19 protein-coding genes are annotated in these 17143 nt (G+C 72.2%); 11 read left to right on the top strand and 8 right to left on the bottom strand.

The window, feature by feature from the left end; all coding sequences use genetic code 11:
- Nucleotides 1-27 precede the first annotated feature (27 nt).
- From QCD66_RS23360 to QCD66_RS23350, 3 genes are all read right to left on the bottom strand, one after another.
- Complete coding sequence (locus tag QCD66_RS23360) at nucleotides 28-270, bottom strand: potassium transporter TrkA (RefSeq protein WP_357539248.1); 243 nt, start codon at nucleotides 268-270, stop codon at nucleotides 28-30.
- 33 nt (nucleotides 271-303) lie between these two features.
- Nucleotides 304-1065 carry a rod shape-determining protein gene (locus QCD66_RS23355; RefSeq protein ID WP_375737286.1) on the bottom strand — a complete coding sequence of 254 codons (762 nt, stop codon included), beginning with the start codon at nucleotides 1063-1065 and terminating at the stop codon, nucleotides 304-306.
- A 183-nt stretch (nucleotides 1066-1248) separates the two neighbouring features.
- Complete coding sequence (locus tag QCD66_RS23350; protein ID WP_364212663.1) at nucleotides 1249-1452, bottom strand: hypothetical protein; 204 nt, start codon at nucleotides 1450-1452, stop codon at nucleotides 1249-1251.
- Nucleotides 1453-1920: 468 nt separating this feature from the next.
- Between QCD66_RS23350 and QCD66_RS23345 the strand changes: the two genes are divergently transcribed.
- From QCD66_RS23345 to QCD66_RS23335, 3 genes are all read left to right on the top strand, one after another.
- Complete coding sequence (locus QCD66_RS23345; protein WP_375735433.1) at nucleotides 1921-2724, top strand: cell shape-determining protein MreB; 804 nt, start codon at nucleotides 1921-1923, stop codon at nucleotides 2722-2724.
- 76 nt (nucleotides 2725-2800) lie between these two features.
- A complete protein-coding gene (locus tag QCD66_RS23340) occupies nucleotides 2801-3112 on the top strand; it encodes a TraR/DksA C4-type zinc finger protein (protein ID WP_357539245.1) in 312 nt (103 codons plus the stop codon).
- Between the two features lie 57 nt (nucleotides 3113-3169).
- On the top strand, nucleotides 3170-4375 hold the full coding sequence (locus QCD66_RS23335; RefSeq protein ID WP_375735432.1) for a cytochrome P450: 1206 nt from the start codon (nucleotides 3170-3172) through the stop codon (nucleotides 4373-4375).
- A gap of 20 nt (nucleotides 4376-4395) precedes the next feature.
- On the opposite strand, the gene QCD66_RS23330 is transcribed toward QCD66_RS23335, so the two are convergent.
- Both QCD66_RS23330 and QCD66_RS23325 read right to left on the bottom strand, forming a co-directional pair.
- Complete coding sequence (locus QCD66_RS23330; protein WP_375735431.1) at nucleotides 4396-5190, bottom strand: DUF6885 family protein; 795 nt, start codon at nucleotides 5188-5190, stop codon at nucleotides 4396-4398.
- Nucleotides 5178-6530 carry a glutamine synthetase family protein gene (locus QCD66_RS23325; RefSeq protein WP_407566782.1) on the bottom strand — a complete coding sequence of 451 codons (1353 nt, stop codon included), beginning with the start codon at nucleotides 6528-6530 and terminating at the stop codon, nucleotides 5178-5180. The genes QCD66_RS23330 and QCD66_RS23325 overlap by 13 nt, the downstream gene beginning before the upstream one ends.
- 419 nt (nucleotides 6531-6949) lie before the next feature.
- Here QCD66_RS23325 and QCD66_RS23320 point away from each other — a divergent pair, with 419 nt between their 5' ends.
- From QCD66_RS23320 to QCD66_RS23305, 4 genes are all read left to right on the top strand, one after another.
- Nucleotides 6950-7669, top strand: a complete 720-nt coding sequence (locus tag QCD66_RS23320) for a transporter substrate-binding domain-containing protein (protein ID WP_364212647.1) — start codon at nucleotides 6950-6952, stop codon at nucleotides 7667-7669.
- On the top strand, nucleotides 7666-8619 hold the full coding sequence (locus QCD66_RS23315) for a cation diffusion facilitator family transporter (RefSeq protein ID WP_375735430.1): 954 nt from the start codon (nucleotides 7666-7668) through the stop codon (nucleotides 8617-8619). The genes QCD66_RS23320 and QCD66_RS23315 overlap by 4 nt, the downstream gene beginning before the upstream one ends.
- Nucleotides 8620-8802: 183 nt before the next feature.
- Entirely contained in the window at nucleotides 8803-9279 is a 477-nt protein-coding gene (locus QCD66_RS23310) for a hemerythrin domain-containing protein (RefSeq protein ID WP_364212641.1), read from the top strand.
- A gap of 57 nt (nucleotides 9280-9336) precedes the next feature.
- A complete protein-coding gene (locus QCD66_RS23305; protein ID WP_364212639.1) occupies nucleotides 9337-10185 on the top strand; it encodes an SDR family oxidoreductase in 849 nt (282 codons plus the stop codon).
- Here QCD66_RS23305 and QCD66_RS23300 read toward each other — a convergent pair whose 3' ends face one another.
- Both QCD66_RS23300 and QCD66_RS23295 read right to left on the bottom strand, forming a co-directional pair.
- Entirely contained in the window at nucleotides 10186-11370 is a 1185-nt protein-coding gene (locus QCD66_RS23300) for a zinc-dependent alcohol dehydrogenase (protein WP_375735429.1), read from the bottom strand.
- A gap of 115 nt (nucleotides 11371-11485) precedes the next feature.
- Nucleotides 11486-12436 (bottom strand): TIGR03557 family F420-dependent LLM class oxidoreductase, encoded by a 951-nt coding sequence (locus QCD66_RS23295; protein WP_375735428.1) that lies wholly within the window; start codon nucleotides 12434-12436, stop codon nucleotides 11486-11488.
- Nucleotides 12437-12680: 244 nt separating this feature from the next.
- On the opposite strand from QCD66_RS23295, the gene QCD66_RS23290 reads away from it, so the two are divergent.
- Nucleotides 12681-13664, top strand: a complete 984-nt coding sequence (locus tag QCD66_RS23290; RefSeq protein WP_375735427.1) for a glycosyltransferase family 2 protein — start codon at nucleotides 12681-12683, stop codon at nucleotides 13662-13664.
- Nucleotides 13665-13691: 27 nt separating this feature from the next.
- Here QCD66_RS23290 and QCD66_RS23285 read toward each other — a convergent pair whose 3' ends face one another.
- Nucleotides 13692-15302, bottom strand: coding sequence for a glycosyltransferase (locus QCD66_RS23285; protein WP_375735426.1), 1611 nt, complete (start codon nucleotides 15300-15302; stop codon nucleotides 13692-13694).
- A gap of 308 nt (nucleotides 15303-15610) precedes the next feature.
- On the opposite strand from QCD66_RS23285, the gene QCD66_RS23280 reads away from it, so the two are divergent.
- Genes QCD66_RS23280 through QCD66_RS23270 form a run of 3 tightly spaced genes read left to right on the top strand, consistent with a single transcriptional unit; the run spans nucleotide 15611 to nucleotide 17131 of the window.
- A complete protein-coding gene (locus QCD66_RS23280; RefSeq protein WP_375735425.1) occupies nucleotides 15611-15856 on the top strand; it encodes a hypothetical protein in 246 nt (81 codons plus the stop codon).
- Nucleotides 15857-15860: 4 nt separating this feature from the next.
- Complete coding sequence (locus QCD66_RS23275) at nucleotides 15861-16367, top strand: SigE family RNA polymerase sigma factor (RefSeq protein WP_375735424.1); 507 nt, start codon at nucleotides 15861-15863, stop codon at nucleotides 16365-16367.
- A 5-nt stretch (nucleotides 16368-16372) separates the two neighbouring features.
- The gene (locus tag QCD66_RS23270; protein WP_375735423.1) at nucleotides 16373-17131 is read left to right on the top strand and encodes a hypothetical protein; all 759 of its coding nucleotides are present in this window, start codon (nucleotides 16373-16375) and stop codon (nucleotides 17129-17131) included.
- Nucleotides 17132-17143: the final 12 nt, after the last annotated feature.

The raw sequence follows: 17143 nt of genomic DNA, 5'->3' as shown, positions 1-17143 counted from the left end.
TCCGCAGCGCCCCGTCGAGACACCTGCTCACGACGCGACCTCGCCGGGCAGGTCGACGACATCCAGCAGACCCAGAAGCCCGGCGAGGGTGAGCGCCTCGGCCCGGGTCAACGCGAGACTCCACATCCGGTCCGGGTCGCCCGGATCGTCGTAGAGCAGGTCCCGTCGGCCACCGGCGAGGTGGGTGACCACACCGACCTGCCGGCCGTCGGCGGTCGTGATGACCTGACGCAGCCCGATCCCGGGCAACTCGGTCCGTTCGACGTGCATGGGAACTCCAATCGGTGGGGAAGGTGCCGCGGATCAGGCGGTGAGCAGCAGGCCGAGCCCCCGGATGGTGGCCAGCCAGGGGTTCTCGGGCACGGTCACCGACCGGCCGGTCAACGCCGCCAGCCGGCCGGCGACCCCGACGGTCGCGGCGCCGCCCCCGGTGACCAGTAGCCGGCGGCGTCCCCGTCGCCGGGGCGGACCGGCCAAACCCCGTACGGCCCGGGCGATCGCCGGGACCTGGTCGACGTGGTTGACCGTGTCGACCCGCAGGGCGGCCAGCACCTCGCCACCGTGGACCTGGACCACCTCGGTCCGCCCGTGTCCGATGTCGACGGTGACCAGTTCGTCGTCCGCGTCGAGACTCGGGCCGCAGGCGAGGCTGGCCGCCAGGGGTTCCTCCACCCAGGACACCCGCCCACCGGTGGCCCGCCCGGCCGTCGCGATCAGCATGTTGCGCTGCATCAGGGTGGCGGTGGCCGGCACCCCGACCAGCACCGGGGACGGCTTCGGATCCGGCCCGGCACCGAGCATGCTGCGCAGCAGATACGCGCAGGCCGGCAGATCGGCGATGACGCCGTCGCGGACCGGCCACACCAGCGGGGTACCGGCCCGCTCGGCGAGGTCCAGGGCGTCCCGCCCGGCCGCCAGGTACCGGCCGGCGGAGGCCCGGGCGACCACGGTCGGCGCGACCAGCGTGTCGTGACCGGCCAGCCAGATCCGTACGTTGAGGGTGCCCAGGTCGATGGCGATCGGGCAGCGGCCCCGCGCGCGGGCGTACGCCCCGGGAGCGAGCACTTTGTTCGGCCTCCGTTGTTCGACGACAGCACCGAACACGAGAGTCACCACCGGCAGGGGAGTGGGCCGGACCGCGCGCGGGCGCGATCCCGCCGGTCACCGGCCGGGGCGGCACGTATCGGTGGATGGGGAAGGCGGCCGGTAACCGGCCGAGGAAGACGTGGTCCGGTCCGGCGACCGCGGTCAGCCGGTGCGGGCGTACCCCGGTGGAGCCCGGTCGGCGGACCAGACCGGCCGGCGGCCGGCTGTCCACCGGTGCCGTGGTGACCCGACCCGACACCACGGCGCGCGGCCGGCCGGGGCGGCCGACACGAGCACGGACAGCACCCACAACATCGACAGCATCCGCTGCTCGTCGATGGTTGTCCGATGCTTCCGGCCAGGCATGGCGCCACCATAGCCCGGTTGCCGGACCCTGCCTACCGATCTCGGCGCGATGGGCGTCGGCCCGACCGATCGTTGCCGGACCCCGGCAACGAGCGGACCGGGTTGTTGGCCGGCGGCCACCCCTGTCGACCGGGGTGACCGCCGGCCACGCTGGTGGCTCCAGGTGCTGTTGCGACCCTGCCAGGAGGCGGTGATGACGACCCGTGTGGCGAAGCCGTGGCCCGCTGCCCCCGGTCGCCCCGCCGGCGGTCCCGGACCGGGGCCGTCCCGCGCCCGCCGCCCGATAGGGCGCGCGGCAGGCGGTCCGCCCGGTCCGGGACCGCGTCACCGTCGGCGCGTCCGCCGCGCCGTCGTGTCCGGCAACTGATTCCAGCCGTTCCGGTTCGCGCCGACGGCCCGGCGGGCGTATCCGCCCGTGGCCCCGCGTTCCACCACCGCCGTCGTACCCGAAGTCGAGAGGGGATCGGCATGACGACACACCTCGGCACCCGCCGCCCGGCCGCCGCCCGGCGATCCGCGCCGCACGGCCCGGCAGCGGCCGTCATGACGTCGCCTACCCCGGTCGCGGTCGACCTCGGTAGCGCGTACCTGACGCTCTGGGCCGGAGAACGAGGGGTCACCGCGGCGCCGACGAACGAGGGCCGGACGCCCCTGATCCGCCGGGCCCGGATCATCGACGGACCCGGAAGCGTCGCGCTGCTGTCCCGCCTGCTGCTCGACTACCACGACCCGGTACCGGCCGGCGCGGTCGTCGTGGCCTGCCGCCCGGTGCTGGCGACCCCGGCCGACCAGCAGTTGACCCGCCGGGTGCTCACCCAGGTGTTCGCCCCGTCGCGGCTGCTGTTCATCGACACCCTGCGTGCGGCGGCGATCGGCGCCGGCGCGGCGACCGGCCGGTTGCTCATCGCCGACATCGGGGCGGAACTGACCGAGGTCGCGATGCTGGACGGCGGCCACGTCGTCGCCGCCCGCCGGGCCGACCTCGGAACCCGCGACCTGGCCCGGGGCGCCGGAGTGGACATGCTCGCCGACACCGTCGTGCGCGCACTGCGCGACGTGTGTCAGCAGGCCGACACGCACCGCTTCGCCTCACGGGCGCTGACCCGCGGCCTCGTTCTCGTCGGCGACGGAGCGACCCGGCCGGACCTCACCACCCAATTGGTGAGCCGGCTACGTACCTCGGTGCACCCTGCCGCGGCACCGCACACCGTGGCGCTCACCGGCGCCAGCCTCGCGGCGATGGCCGCGATGCGCCACCCGACCGCCGGCTGACCCACCTGGCCACCCGGCAACCCGAGGCTCCGGCCCCCGAGGCCGAAGACCACCAGTCCCATCCAAGGAGTACGCCGTGACCGACACCGTCCAGGACCCCGTCGAGCGCCTACGGGTCCGGCTCGAGGAACAGTTCCAGCAATACACCGAACAGCTCACCGAACTGACCGTGCACAGTCGACAGCCGGGGCGTGGGGGACACGACCCGGACACCCTCAACGGGCTGCTGACCACCGCCCGGGACGGGCTCGCCGGGACCGCCGAAGCGTTGCGCCGGATGTCGGAAGGCACCTACGGCCGCTGCGACCGGTGCGGTGGGGAGATCCCGATGGGACGCCTGGAGATCCTGCCGCACGCCCGGTACTGCGTCACCTGCCAGCGGGCGTAGCCCAGGAACTCCGGGGCATGATGGGAGCACCGCGTTCGTCTACCGGGGGAGCAGAGGATGGACCATCAGGCCGCGCTCGCGTCGCTGTTCCTGCCGGAGGGACGCCTCGACCCGTACCCGGCCTATGACGTCGTCCGGGCGCACGCGCCGGTCTTCCAGGCGTTCGACGGCCGCTGGTTCGTCACCACCCACGCGCTCACCAGCCGCCTGCTGCGCGAACCGAGTCTGCGGGTCGCGGACGCCACCGACTACGACGCCTTCTGGCCGGACTGGCGGCATAACCGCGGCGTCGCCTCGATCGTGCTGTCCATGCTGCAGACGAATCCACCGGACCACACCCGGATGCGCCGGGCGGCCGCGGCCACCTTCACCGCCCGCCGGGTCGCCGCGATGCGCGACGTCATCGCCGGCCAGGCCGAGGATCTGATCAAGGCGATGCCGGGCAGCGCGGACTTCATGAGCGCGTTCGCGTACCCGCTGCCGGTCGGCGTGATCTGCGCGCTGCTCGGCGTCCCGGAGGCGGACCGGGCGTGGTTCCGGCAGCGGGCCGCCGACCTGACCGTGGTGCTGGAGCCGATCAGCACCGACGAGGAGATGCGGCTCGCCGACGTGGCCGGCCGCGAACTCGAGGCATACTTCACCGGCCTGATCGGGGAGCGCCGCCGGGCCCCACGGGAGGATCTGACCAGTGCGCTCGTCGCCGCGCGCGACGACGACACCGCCGGTGCCGCGCTGACCGGCGAGGAGTTGCTCGCCAATCTGGTGCTGCTGCTGGTCGCCGGTTTCGAGACCACCACCAACCTGCTCGGCACCGGCATCCGGATCCTGCTTACGCATCCCGAGCAGGCCGACCGGTTGCGCGCCGACCCGGACCTCGCGCCCGCGTTCGTCGAGGAGATCCTCCGGTACGACTCCCCGGTGCAGCTGACCTCCCGGTTCACGACCAGCCCGCTGGATCTCGGCGACGGGCTGCGGGTCGACAGCGGCGCGGAGTTGACCATGCTGCTCGGATCCGCCAACCGGGACCCGGCACGCTACCCCGACCCGCACCGCTTCGACCCGGACCGGCCGAACATCCAGCCGGTCTCGTTCGGTGGCGGCGCCCACTACTGCCTCGGCGCGCCACTCGCCCGGCTGGAGGCCCAGGTCGCGTTTCCGCTGCTGCTGGCGATGCTGCCCCGGCTGAGCCTGGCCGGCCCGGCGAAGCGCCGTGACCGGCTGGTGCTACGCGGCTTCGCCGCGCTACCGGTCACCACCGGCTGACCCGGCCGCACCGTCATTCCTCAAAGGCGGTCGGCCGGGTACGGCGTGCCGTTGTCCCACCACCTCGCCTCAAGTCCGAGGTCCTGGATCCGTGCGGCGGTGTCGTCGGCCAGGCCGGCTCCGACCGCCAGGAGGATTCCGCCGGTTCCCGGTTGCCGGCGGGCGAGTGCGCCGGTCAGGCGCTCCACCGGTTGCAGGTGGATCCCCCGGTGACCGAGGCTGGGATAGGTGTCGGCGATGGCGACCAGCGTCCCGCGCCGGCCACGGAGCAGACCCGCGGGCATCGCGAAGTGCCCGGTGCGCCACGGGTGTGGGGTCAGTCCGCTGTCGTCTCCCGCGTCGAGGTAGCGCTGAAGGCCGGCCGCATCGGTGCTCCCGGTCAGTTCGGCGGTGTCGAGGTTGGCGACGGGTGTCGCGGGCAGCCCGCTCGCCAACATCGCCAGCACGGCGGCGAGCCGGGGCACCGTCCACTGCCCGGTGACCGGGACCGCGGCCAGGGCGCCCCGGGACGCCGCGACGACGGCGGCGCCGACCCCCCGCGCCGAGGTGCCGGCGTGGCCGGACGAGCCCGCGCGGGGCAGGCCGGGCCAGGCCGACGTCGCCGGTGGCTCCCCGGCCGGCCGGCTCCCCGGCAGGTCGTGGGGCCAGATCCTGGTGCCGGCGGCGAGCGCACAGGTCCGTACGTCGGTGCCGGTGGCGAGTGCCGCCCAGAACGGGCCGCAGAGCTGGTCGGGCTGGGGCAGCGCCCGGGCGTGGCGTTCGAGAACACCGGCCACGCCCGGGAACCACTCCACCTGTTCGATCAGTACTTCCACAGATGTGCCTCGACGACCTCTTCCGCCGAGCGTTCGGCGGCCCAGGCCCGGTCGGCGTCCCGCACCGCGCGGAACGCCCCGTAGGCGGCCGGGCCCAGCGCCGCCTGGAGCAGGGTGCTCCGCTCCAGTGCGGCCGCCTGTTCGGCAGGGGTGGCGGGAAGCCGGTGGACACCGGCGGCCGCCCGCTGCTCCTCCGACCAGGTGCCCGGATTGTCCTGGACCGGTGCCGGCAACGAGAGCTTCTCCTCGACCCCGGCGAGACCCGCCGCGATCACGGCGGCCAGCGCCAGGTAGGGGTTGGCGGAGGCGTCCGACGGTTTGAGCTCGACGTTGGCCTGGTCGGCGCCGAGCAGCGGGGTGCCGGGGATGTAGCGCAGCGCGGCCTCCCTGTTCTGCACACCCCAGATCGCGTACGCGCTGGACCAGTAGCCGGGCCGCAGCCGGGCGGACGACGGCACGCTGGGTGCGGTCAGCGCGGTCAGCGCGGGCAGTTCCCGGAGCAGGCCGGCCAGGTATCCCTCGCCTTCGGGCGAGAGGCCGTGGTCGCCCGTGCCGGGCAGGAGGTTCCGGCCGTCCCGCCACACCGAGGTGTGCAGGTGCCAGCCGTTACCCACGCCGGTCGTGGTGACCAGCGGCGCGAAGCTGGCGCGTAGTCCGTGCGCACGGGCGGCGGCATGGACGGTCTGGCGGGCCAGCAACTGTTCGTCGGCGGCCCGCAGCGGGTCGGCCGGCGCGAGGCTCAGCTCGAACTGGGCCGGACCGTACTCCGCGTGCAGTTGCCCGATGCGCAGACCGTTCGCCTCCAGATCCTGGAGGAGGTCGGCGGCGAACTCGTCGACCGACAGCAGCGCCACCGGGCCGTAGGCCGGACCGGTCGGCAGGGGCCGGCCGTCCGCCGGGGAGAGGACGAACTCCAGTTCCCAGCCGGCCTGGAACCGGAGCCCGCGCTGGGCCGCGGCTTCCACCTGCCTCGCCAGGATCGAACGCTGGTCGTAGGGCCACGGCGTGCCGTCGGCGGCCACGTGCTGCCCGATCGTCCAGGCGAAGGCCGGCTGGCCGCGCAGGGCGACGAGCCGTTCCATGACCGGCATCAGCCGGACGTCTCCGGACGGTGTGGACAGTCCTTCGTGGCCGAAGGTGATGCTGTCGTGGGAGTCGAACACCGAGAGGAGGGTGGTGACGCCGACACCGCGCTCGGCGACCTGTTCCAGCGCGGCGATGGGTACGGTTCGCGAGCGTGGGATGCCGTTGTTGTCGGCCCAGACGATCGTGACACCGACGATGCCCTGCCGGCGCAGTTCGCTGGCCCGGGCGGCGAGATCGGGCGGGTTGTCGGGCATACGGTTCGCTCCTTCGATCGTGTGCGTTCGTCAGCGGGCGGGAGGGCGGGGGAGCCGGGTCCCGGTGGAGGATGCGCCCGGTGCGGCGATGTGCGGATTCGGCCACCGCATGACCAACTTCTCCTATGGTTTTAGGAGGTTAGGGTAGAGATCTGAACTATCCGCGGCAAGGATGCGATCACCTTCGAACCGGATGATAGTCAGGATCGGCCCACCGCTCCCTCCCGGCATCATCCCGCCGGACCGACCCGCCGATCTGTCCGGAGTGGACGGACATCTACCGGCCGGCGCCGGCCGCCGTGCGAGGTGGGACCGCGGGTCGGGTCCAACGACCGGGTCATCCGTCGGGCGATGCCGGCGTGGTTGGTCCCCGGATTGGGTAGGAGCTGGTCATCGGGGTGCCGGAGTTGGGAGGCGGCATGCGACGGCTCGTTGCGGTCCTGGTGGCCCTCCTGCTGCTGGCCACCGGATGTCGGGGCTGGCCGGCTGACGCCGGCGACACGTTGGCACACGTGCGTGACGGTGTGTTGCGGGTCGGCGTGACCGAGAACCCGCCGTGGACGACCGTGGCCGACGACGGCGTCGTGGCCGGTGCCGAGGCCCGACTGGTACGCCGGTTGGCGGGGCGCCTCGGGGCGCGGGTCGAGTGGTATCCGGGTTCGGAGTCGACGCTGATGGCCGCCGTCAAGGACCGGGTGCTCGACCTGGTCATCGGCGGGCTGGACGCGAAGGCGCCGTGGACCGGGTCCGCCTCGTTCACCCGCCCCTACGTGACGACGCGGACGGTCGTGGCGGCCCGGCCCGGGGTGGCCGTACCCGACGATCTCGACGACGTACGGGTAGCCGTCCCGGCCGGCACCGCCGAGGTCGCGGCGCTGGCCGGCGAGGGGGCGGTGGTCGTACCGGTTCCGGAGGTGACCGGCGCGGAGACGATTCCGGTCGTCGTCGGCGAGTGGCGGGTCGCCGCGCTCGGACTGGACGAATCCGGGCACGACCTGGGCGGGCAGGACCACGTGTGGGCGGTCCCGCCGGGGGAGAACGGCTGGCAGGTCGAGGTGGAGCGGTTCCTGCTTGGTTTGTCGCACGCCGAGGTGACGCGGCTGCTGGTCGAGGCGGAGCGGCCGGGGGCCGGCTCGTGAGGGTCTACGACCGGTTCGAGATGCCCCCGGACCGGGCCGAGCTGCACCGCCGCGCGGTGCGGCTGGAGTGGGTGACGATCGCGTTCTTCGTCGTCGCGGTGTCGCTGCTCGCGGTGACGCTCGGGCAGTCGCAGGCGATGAAGGCGGCGTGGATCGAGGACATGCTGGGGCTGGTGCCGCCGGTCGTGTTCCTGATCGCCGCCCGGTACCGCAACCGCAGACCCAACCGGCGATTCCCGTACGGCTACCACCGGTCGGTCAGCGCCGCGTTCCTGGCCGGCTCCGTCGCCCTGCTCGGGCTCGGCGGGTACGTCGTCTACGACTCGCTGACCCGCCTGATCGCCCGCGAGCGGGCACCGATCGGTCTGGTCGAGGTGCTCGGGTTCCAGTTCTGGCTGGGTTGGCTGATGGTGGCGGTGCTGCTCGTCACGATGGTTCCGGCGATCGTGCTCGGCCGGATCAAGCAGCGGATCGCCCGCGAACTGCACGACAAGGTCCTCTACGCCGATGCCGAGATGAACCGGGCGGACTGGCTCACCGCCGGTGCCGCGATCCTGGGCGTGCTCGGCATCGGCGCCGGACTCTGGTGGGCCGACGCCGTAGCAGCCCTGGTCATCGGCGGGGACATCGTCCGCGACGGGATACGTACGACCCGCAGCGCGGTGGGGGACCTGATGGACGAACGTCCCAGGGTCGTCGACGGCAGTCGCCCCCATCCACTGCCGGACCGGTTGCTGGCCGCGGTCCGCGACCACGACTGGATCAACGACGCCTGGCTGCGGGTCCGCGAGGAGGGTCACGTCTTCGTCGGTGAACTTCTCGTGGTCCCCCGGACCGACACCGACCGGCTGGTGCACCGCCTCGGGGAACTGTCGGCGTTCGTACGCGACTTCGACTGGCGTATGCACGACCTGGTGGTCGCCCCGGTCTCCCGCATCGAGCACGACTGAGCCGGTCTGAGGACGAAGCCGCTCCTGGGCGGGTCGGGACGCGGTGCGGCGGGATCGTGCGGTCCCGGTCCCGCGGTGAGGGCGGCGCGGAGCGGTTTGCGATCGATCCGCCTCGGGCATCTGCCCAGGTGAGAGCCGGGTGAGCGGACGCTGCCCGGATGGACACCGGAGAAGGGGATCGACATGGACGGCATCGTGATGCTGCGTGAAGACCACAAGACGGTCGAGGACCTGTTCAAGAAGTTCGAGAAGACGCACAAGGATGCCACGCCGAAGGCGAAGCGTGCCCTGGTCGACAACATGATCAAGGAGTTGACGACACACGCGTTCATCGAGGAGACCATCTTCTACCCGGCGGTCCGCGAAGAGGCACCCGACACGACCGAGCACGTGCTGGAATCGGTGGAGGAACATCACGTGGTCGCCTGGCTGCTGTCGGAGTTGCGTGACCTCGACCCGGGTGACGAGACCTTCGACGCCAAGGTCACCGTGCTGATCGAGAACGTGCGGCACCACGTGGAGGAAGAGGAGAAGGAGTGGTTTCCGGAGGTTCGCAAGAACCTCGGTCGTAACCGCCTCGTCGAACTCGGCGAGCAGATGACCGCCGCCAGGTCGAAGGCGCCGGCCGACCCTCTGGCACTCACCTCGGCGAAGGCCTGACCGCCCGGCACCCGGCGTGCGTCACGGCCCCACCGGACGGCGGGAAGGAACCGTGACATGAGCGGGCAACAGCAGTTCGAGGACCGGCAACAGCCACCGGGCACCCTGGCCGCCATGCGGCACAAGCCCGACCACGGCGAGGACTCCTATCAGGGCTCGGGACGCCTGCGGGACAAGAGGGCGATCGTGACCGGCGGCGACAGTGGCATCGGCCGCGCGGTCGCGATCGCCTTCGCCCGCGAGGGCGCCGACGTGCTGATCTCCTACCTCGACGAACACGACGACGCCGAGAGCACCGCGAAGCTCGTCGAGCGGGCCGGCCGGCGGGCGGTGCCGGTGCCCGGCGACCTCGCCGACCCGGCACACTGCCGGAACGTCATCGCCCGGGCCGTCGAGGAACTGGGCGGCATCGACGTGCTGGTCAACAACGCGGCCTACCAGATGACCCACGAGACCATCGAGGAGATCACCGACCACGAGTGGCAGCACACCTTCGACGTCAACATCACCTCGATGTTCCGGCTGGTCCACGCCGCGCTTCCACACCTGGGCCCCGGCGCGTCGATCATCAACACGAGTTCGATCAACTCGGACATGCCCCGCCCCACCCTGCTGCCGTACGCCACGACCAAGGGCGCGATCGCCAACTTCACCGCGGGGCTGGCCCAGATGCTCGGTGAGCGGGGAATCCGGGTCAACAGCGTCGCCCCGGGCCCGATCTGGACCCCGCTCATCCCGTCCACGATGCCGCCGGAGCAGGTCGAACAGTTCGGCCGCAACGGTCCGCTCGGCCGCCCCGGACAGCCGAAGGAGGTCGCCCCGGCCTACGTGCTGCTCGCCTCCGACGAGGCCAGCTACATCTCCGGAGCGATGATCCCGGTGACCGGCGGCAAGCCCATCCTCTAGCTACGGCGCGAGCACGACCTTCACACAGCCGTCCGTCTTCTTCTGGAAGATCTCGTAGCCCTCGGCGGCGCGCTCCAGCGGCAGCCGGTGGGTCCGCAGGTCCTCCACCCCGAGCGGGTCGGCGTCCCGCGCGAGGACCGGCAGGATCTCCTCGGTCCACCGGCGGACGTGTGCCTGCCCCATCCGCACCTGGACGCCCCGGTCGAACATCTCCATCAGCGGCATCGGGTCGACCTCACCGCCGTAGACGCCGGAGAGCGAGACCGTGCCGCCCCGCCGGACCGCCTTCACCGCGGCGTGCAGGACGCTGAGCCGGTCGACCCCGAACCGGTCGGTCATCGACTGCGCCACCCGGTCCGGCAGCAGCCCGACCGCGGCCTGGGCGGCCTTGCCCCACGGCGAACCGTGCGCCTCCATGCCGACCGCGTCGATCACCGCGTCCGGGCCCCTTCCGTCGACCATGTCGATCAGTGCCCCGGGAACGTCGTCGAGGCCGGTCACGTCGACGACCTCGACACCATGGCGGCGGGCCATCGCCAACCGCTCCGGCACCAGATCCAGCCCGATGACCCGCCCGGCGCCGAGGTGCCGACCCACCCGGGCGCAGAACTGCCCGACCGGCCCGAGACCGAAGACGGCGAGGCTGCCGCCGGGCGGTACATCTGCGTACCGCACCGCCTGCCATGCCGTCGGCAGGATGTCGGACAGGTACAGGTAGCGCTCGTCCGCGCCGCCGGGCGGCACCTTCACCGGACCGAACTGTGCCTGCGGAACCCGGAGGTATTCGGCCTGCCCGCCGGGCACCGACCCGTACAAGGAGGTGTAGCCGAACAGCGCGGCTCCCTTGCCCGCGGACCGGACCTGGGTCGTCTCGCACTGGGCGAACAGTTGGCGCTCGCACATCCAGCACGAACCGCACGCGATGTTGAACGGTACGACGACCCGGTCGCCCGGCCGGAGCCGGTCCACCCCCGGCCCCACCTCCTCCACGATGCCCATCGCCTCGTGCCCGAGGATGTCGCCGGGCTTCAGATACGCCCCGAGCACCTCGTACAGGTGCAGGTCGGAGCCGCAGATCGCGGTGGACGTCACGCGTACGACGGCGTCGGTGGGCTCCTCGATACGCGGATCCGGGACGTCGCTCACCCGGACATCCCGCTTACCCTGCCAGGTCAGAGCCTTCATGCCGGTGCACCTCCGAGTCGCCGCCGTCGGAGATCTGCTACCCGGAATCACGTTCCCGAACCTCGCCGGCACCCCGACCTCGCCGGCACCCGCGCCGCGAGCCGGGCGGGGCCGCCTAGGTGAGACGGCCCCGGAGTTCACGCGCGAAGAAGTCGAGGAAGCCGTCCGGATCCGGGCCGGCGTTCTGCAACACGATGTGGTCGAAGCCCGCGTCGGTGAACTTCTTCACCGCCTCGACGTACGGCTCCGGGGCCGGCCCGACGGCGAACTGCGCGCGGATGTCGTCGGCGGTGACCGGCCGCGAGGCCGCGTCGAAGTTGACCGGATTGGGCAGCTCGCTCATCACCTTCCAGCCGAGCACCGCCCACCGCGAGGTCCGCAGCGCCTCCCGCACGGCCTCGTCCTCGGTGGCCGCCCACGCCACCGGCACCTCGGCGTAGCGCGGTCCGGCGCCGCCCGCGGCCGTGTACGTCCCGACCAGGTCGCCGCGTGGCTCGGTGGCGAACATCCCGCTGCCGTGGGTGGCGGCCAGCGTCGCGGCGTTCTTTCCGCCGGCGGCGACCGCGACGACGGGCAGCTGTTCGGGCAGGTCGAAGATCCGCGCGTCCTCCAGCCGCAGGTGCTTGCCCTCGTACGACCGGTAGCCGCCCTTCCAGAGCAGGTTGATGATGTCCAGCGCCTCGCCGAGCCGCTCGTGCCGGCCGTGCACGCTGGGGACGCCGGTGCCGACCACGTGCTCGTTTAGCCGCTCACCGGCGCCGATGCCGAGGGTGAACCGGTTGTCGGAGATGATCTGGAGGGTGGCCGCCGCCTGGGCCACGATGGCCGGGTGATATCGGATGCTGGGGCAGGTGACCCCGGTCGCCAGCCCCAGTGTCGTGGTCTGGGGCGCGATCGCGCTGAGGACGTTCCAGGCGAACGGCGAATGCCCCTGCACGTCCAGCCAGGGGTGGTAGTGGTCGCTGATCTCGACGAAGTCGAAACCGGCCTGTTCGGCACGGATCGCCTGCCGGATGAGTTCCTTCGGGCCGAATCCCTCGGCCGCGAGCTTGTATCCGATCCGCATGGCGGCGGCTTCCCTGGCCGTAAGCCGGCAAACCTGGCGATCCCGCGACGCGTTTCCGGGACACCGCCGTGCGGCATTGATTGTTGCTGACCAGTTGTACGACCGTTCCCCATCTCGGCTTCACCCGGTGGCCGCCCAGGGCGCATAGCGTCCGCCCTGCCCGACCGCGACGGCACCTCGCCCGACAGTGCCGGACGGGCTCGACCTTGCATGCCTCGTCTTTCGAACTGATAGCGGGTCCGAAATGTCTTCTACACCTGACGTCAGCGTGGTCATCCCGACCCGGGGCCGGCCGGCACTGGTGACTCGCGCGGTCCACAGTGTACTCGCGCAGACCCTCGGGAACATCGAGGTCATCGTCGTGGTCGACGGGCCCGACGGGGAGACCGGTGCCGCGCTCGCGGCGATCACCGATGCCCGGCTCCGGGTGGTCGAACTGGCCGCACAGGGGGGTGCGCCGTACGCCCGCAACGAGGGCGTACGGGTGGCCCGGGCGCCCTGGACCGCCCTGCTCGACGACGACGACGAGTGGCTCGCCCACAAGCTCGCCGTGCAGTTCGACCTCGCCGGGCGGACGCGGGTTCCGCTGCCGATCGTCGCGAGCCGGCTGGTGAACCGCACACCTCGCGGGGAGTTCGTCATACCCCGCCGGCTGCCGGCGGACGGTGAGCCGTTGAGCGAGTACCTGACGGTGCGGCGCGGGTTGTTCCACGGCGACGGATTCATCCAGACGTCCACGATCATGGCTCCGACCGAACTGCTGCGCCGGGTACCGTTCGATCCCGCGGTGCCCCGGATGCAGGAACTCGACTGGACCCTGCGGGCGCTCGACCACGACGACGTCGACCTCGTGTTCGCCGACGAGCCGCTGGTCATCTGGCACCAGGACGAGAACCGGCCGCGGATCAGCCTGAGTTCACCGTGGAACGAGCAACTGGAATGGCTGCGGCGCAGCCGGCCGCTGCTCACGCCACGGGCGTACGCGGCCATCACGATGAGCGTGGTCAGTTCGATGGCGGCGCACACCCGCAGCCCGCGCGTGTTCCGGACGCTGCTGCGGGAGGCCCGCCGGCACGGGCGGCCCGGACCGCTCGACTACGTGACCTTCCTTCAGGTCTGGCTGATCCCGCCGCAGCTCCGGCGCAGCGTGCGGGACCTGATCCTCAAGCGGCGCGGCCGGTCGCCGGCCGGCCGGCCCGAGATGGCGGAGGGCGTCCCGGCGGCGTAGCCGTCGGGACGTCGGCCGCTCGGCCGGTCAGCCGTCGGCGCGTCGGCGGGTGGCCCGGACCGGGGCGCGCAGCACGGTCTTGAGCCGCCGCCCCGCCAGCCAGGCGACCACGACGGTTGCCCTGGCCAGCGACCGCACCCCCTCCACCTCGACGGTCGACGGCACCAGAACGGGCCGCCTGCCGGCGGTCGCACCGCCGGCACCGGGCTGCCCGGGCTCGGGACCGGACAGGTCGGTGACGCCGACCTCCGTGGCGGTGACGTCCCGGTGGCCGTACACCGAGTCGACCGCGTCGAACAGCGACTCACCGTCGGCCCGTACCCACCGCGCCCGCCCGAGCGCGGCGGTCCGCCACAGCATGACGGGCGCCCCCGGCCCGTCGCCCCGGGGTGGGCCGACGCGGACCAGACCGACCTGGTGGCGGTCGGCGAGATCGACCAGGTGCCGCAGGGCGTCCGGCGCCAGGCCGTACGCGGCCGGCAGTTCGAGGAGGTACGGCGCCGGGAACGCCGACGTGGGCCGTTCGGTGACCAGCCGGACGCGGGGTTCGCCGTGATAGGTGGCGGCGATCAGCCGCAGGTCGAGCAACGGGTCGGCCAGCACCCGCACCCGCGAGTCGTCGAGCCGGTCCCACGGGCCGACGAGGTTGACCCGGACGTCGTGCTCCGCGCCGCGCAGAACGGAGTCGACGGCCGCCCGTACCCGCTCCAGCGGCTCGTCCTCGACCGCGACCACCACCTCGACCAGCGGAACGGTCCAGGTCGGTCCGCCGACCTTGCGCCAGTTGCGGGGGAACGGGATGCGGTCGGCCAGGAACGGACGGTTGTAGCGGGCGACCTGCTCGCGTGCCTTCATGACGTGCGTGCGCCCGAGATGCCAGCTGCGGGCCTGTGGTTCCGGTACGAACACCGCGCCGGCCTGGGCCAGCCGGTAGCCGAGTTCGGTGTCCTCGCCCAGGCGCAGCCGCGGGTCGAGGCCGCCCGCGGCGTCGTACAACTCGCGGCGCAGCGCGGCGGTGGCCCCGACATGGATCTTGAACGCGTGGTGGTCGGCGGTCCGGAGCTGGTCCGTCTGCGCGACGTAACGCTCGACGTAGACGTGGGGCTCGCCGGTGCGCCCACCGAACAGGTCCCCGAGCGCCCCCCGGCCCGCCGCCTCGTCGACCACCCGCGGCGACGGCCACGGCCCGTCCACGTCCGGGTCGACGAACCGTTTGTAGCCGAGTGTCACCGCGTAGGGCAGCACGTGCTGCCACCGGGCCTGGGCCGCGACGTGCTCCGGATACACCACCATGTCCGCGTCGAGCCAGTGGAGGATCTGCCCGCTGCTGTGCGCCGCGCCGAGGCGCAGCGCGTTCGCCCGCCCCCAGCCGGACTCGGCCCGCAACAGCACCGTCCGCTCGGGCCGGATCGGGGGCAGGGCCAGCGGTGGATCGGACCCGTCGTCCACGACGACGACCTCGAGCAGGTCGGCGGGGTAGGTCTGCCGGCTGAGCGACGCCAGGGTCAGGTCGAGCGTGGGCTGGCACTGGAAGGCGGGGATGACCACGCTCACCGTCAGCTCCGGCCGCCATCCGTCCAGGCCGGGCGGGGTCACCGACGACCAGTCGTTACGGAGTACGCGGGGAGTACGACTCACTGGACACCAGACCCGACCTACGAGGGAATGCCGGCCGGTGAACCCATGGTCGACCGGGCCGACGCCGACAGGGCGGGCCGGGAACACCGCAGGCGCCGGGTGGACCCCGGCGGCCAGGATGCCGCGCCCTGCCCGCGCCGGCCGGACGCTAGCACCCCCACGTGTACGGAACCGGAACCCGGGATCAACAACACCCTCCGGCGGGGTCCGGTCGGGCTGTACCCGGCGGGCGGCCCAGCGAGCCGGAGACCTCGTGGAACACCCTGACGGTTCCTGACCGACGTGCGGTGGGCCCGCACAGTGGTGGCATGCAGATCATCGAGGTGGGCATGCTCGGGGTCCGCGCCAGCGTGCTGCGGCTGACCCGGCGTGACACCCCGCTGCGGTTCGACGTGTTCCCGATGGTGCACATCGGCGAGCCGGCCTTCTACACCGCCGTCGCCGACCGGCTACGCCGCTGCGACCTGATCCTCGCCAAAGCGTGGGCGGAGAACGCGCCAGGCTGCCGCTCAACCATTCGACCCGCAAACGCGTTGGCTGTATGTGGAGGATGAAGCGTTGCCTGACAGCTTCGAGGTGTTCGTCCGGACGAGTGGGCCAGGTCTGCTCCGGTACGCAACCCTGCTGTGCGGGAACGCCGCGAACGCCGAAGACCTGCTACAGGATGTACTGGCACGCGCGTATCCGCGGTGGGGTCGGGTGAGTACGGACAACCCGGAGGCCTATCTGCGACGTGCCCTGAGCAACAGTGTGATCAGCTGGTGGCGGTCGCCGTGGAGTCGACGCCGGGTGCCCTATCCGGGGGAGATGTCGGAGCCGGAAGATGCGGTCGCGCGCGCGGATGATCGACAAGTGATCCTCGCCGCGCTCAGTTCACTTCCGCCACGCATGCGGTCCGTGGTGGTGCTGCGGTACTGGCTGGGATTCAGTGAGCAGGACACGGCGGCCGAGTTGGGTTGTTCGACGGGCTCGGTCAAGAGCCAGGCCTCCAGAGGGCTGCAGCGACTCCGTGCCGCCCTACAGGTGGATCACCTGAAAACCGGCAGCAGGCGTGGCGAGGGGTGAATCGGATGAGCGAACGGGACATGTCGCACCTGCTTGATCGGGCCGCCGGGTCGGGCGAACTGCCGCCAGGATTCGTGGAGCGCGTCGTCACGCGCGGCGAAGCTCGGGCCCGACGCCGCTGGGCGCCGTCGGCCGCGGCTGCGACCGCAGCCATCATCGTCGCGGTCGGTGTCGGCTACGCGGTGCGGCCCTCCGAACCGGGCGGGTTCCCGTCAGGTCACGGGGTGGCGGGGACCCCCACGGGTGATCTGACGGGTGACCTGGTGAGGCGCCTGCGGCAGAGTGTCGGTGCGGAGTTCGCGACCGATCGGCTACTCGTGGTCGGCGCTGCGGGCGACGAGACGGTCGCCGTCCTTCGACGGGACGCGCGGCCAGACGAAGCACACGTCGGCGGACGCGCCGCCGAGGTGTGGATGGCCCGCGGCCCTGGGATGTTCCACCGCGCGGTCGACTACATCTCCTACGACCTCGGCTGTACGGCAGATGACTCCATGTGCCCGGGGATGAGGCCGGCTGGCCTCGGATTCGCCGCGATCAGACGGCAGCCGAGCGGTCGCACCTTCGTCGTCGTCGCGGCGACGGGAAGCCACGAGGTCACCATTCGAACCGCCGAAGGCGAAACGAAAAACGTGGGGCCGATCCCCACGGGCGGCATAGTCGAGGTGGCCACGAAGCATCCGTGGCAGATCCGGCTTGAGATCGCCACAGCCCCCGGCCAGGCGTACGTGTTGCCGATCCCGCCGGGAGGCGTCATCGAAGGCTAGGGCCACCGTCGA

The organism is Polymorphospora sp. A560 (genome assembly GCF_045781765.1).
In the GTDB taxonomy this organism is placed as follows: Bacteria; Actinomycetota; Actinomycetes; order Mycobacteriales; family Micromonosporaceae; genus Polymorphospora; species Polymorphospora lycopeni.
This window is presented reverse-complemented; position numbering and strand designations above follow the sequence as displayed.

Coding starts and splice junctions, on each gene's coding strand:
- QCD66_RS23360 (WP_357539248.1), bottom strand. CDS start 270: ATGCACGTCGAACGGACCGAGTTGCCCGGGATCGGGCTGCGTCAGGTC.
- QCD66_RS23350 (WP_364212663.1), bottom strand. CDS start 1,452: ATGCCTGGCCGGAAGCATCGGACAACCATCGACGAGCAGCGGATGCTG.
- QCD66_RS23345 (WP_375735433.1), top strand. CDS start 1,921: ATGACGACACACCTCGGCACCCGCCGCCCGGCCGCCGCCCGGCGATCC.
- QCD66_RS23335 (WP_375735432.1), top strand. CDS start 3,170: ATGGACCATCAGGCCGCGCTCGCGTCGCTGTTCCTGCCGGAGGGACGC.
- QCD66_RS23325 (WP_407566782.1), bottom strand. CDS start 6,530: ATGCCCGACAACCCGCCCGATCTCGCCGCCCGGGCCAGCGAACTGCGC.
- QCD66_RS23320 (WP_364212647.1), top strand. CDS start 6,950: ATGCGACGGCTCGTTGCGGTCCTGGTGGCCCTCCTGCTGCTGGCCACC.
- QCD66_RS23310 (WP_364212641.1), top strand. CDS start 8,803: ATGGACGGCATCGTGATGCTGCGTGAAGACCACAAGACGGTCGAGGAC.
- QCD66_RS23305 (WP_364212639.1), top strand. CDS start 9,337: ATGAGCGGGCAACAGCAGTTCGAGGACCGGCAACAGCCACCGGGCACC.
- QCD66_RS23300 (WP_375735429.1), bottom strand. CDS start 11,370: ATGAAGGCTCTGACCTGGCAGGGTAAGCGGGATGTCCGGGTGAGCGAC.
- QCD66_RS23295 (WP_375735428.1), bottom strand. CDS start 12,436: ATGCGGATCGGATACAAGCTCGCGGCCGAGGGATTCGGCCCGAAGGAA.
- QCD66_RS23290 (WP_375735427.1), top strand. CDS start 12,681: ATGTCTTCTACACCTGACGTCAGCGTGGTCATCCCGACCCGGGGCCGG.
- QCD66_RS23280 (WP_375735425.1), top strand. CDS start 15,611: ATGCAGATCATCGAGGTGGGCATGCTCGGGGTCCGCGCCAGCGTGCTG.
- QCD66_RS23270 (WP_375735423.1), top strand. CDS start 16,373: ATGAGCGAACGGGACATGTCGCACCTGCTTGATCGGGCCGCCGGGTCG.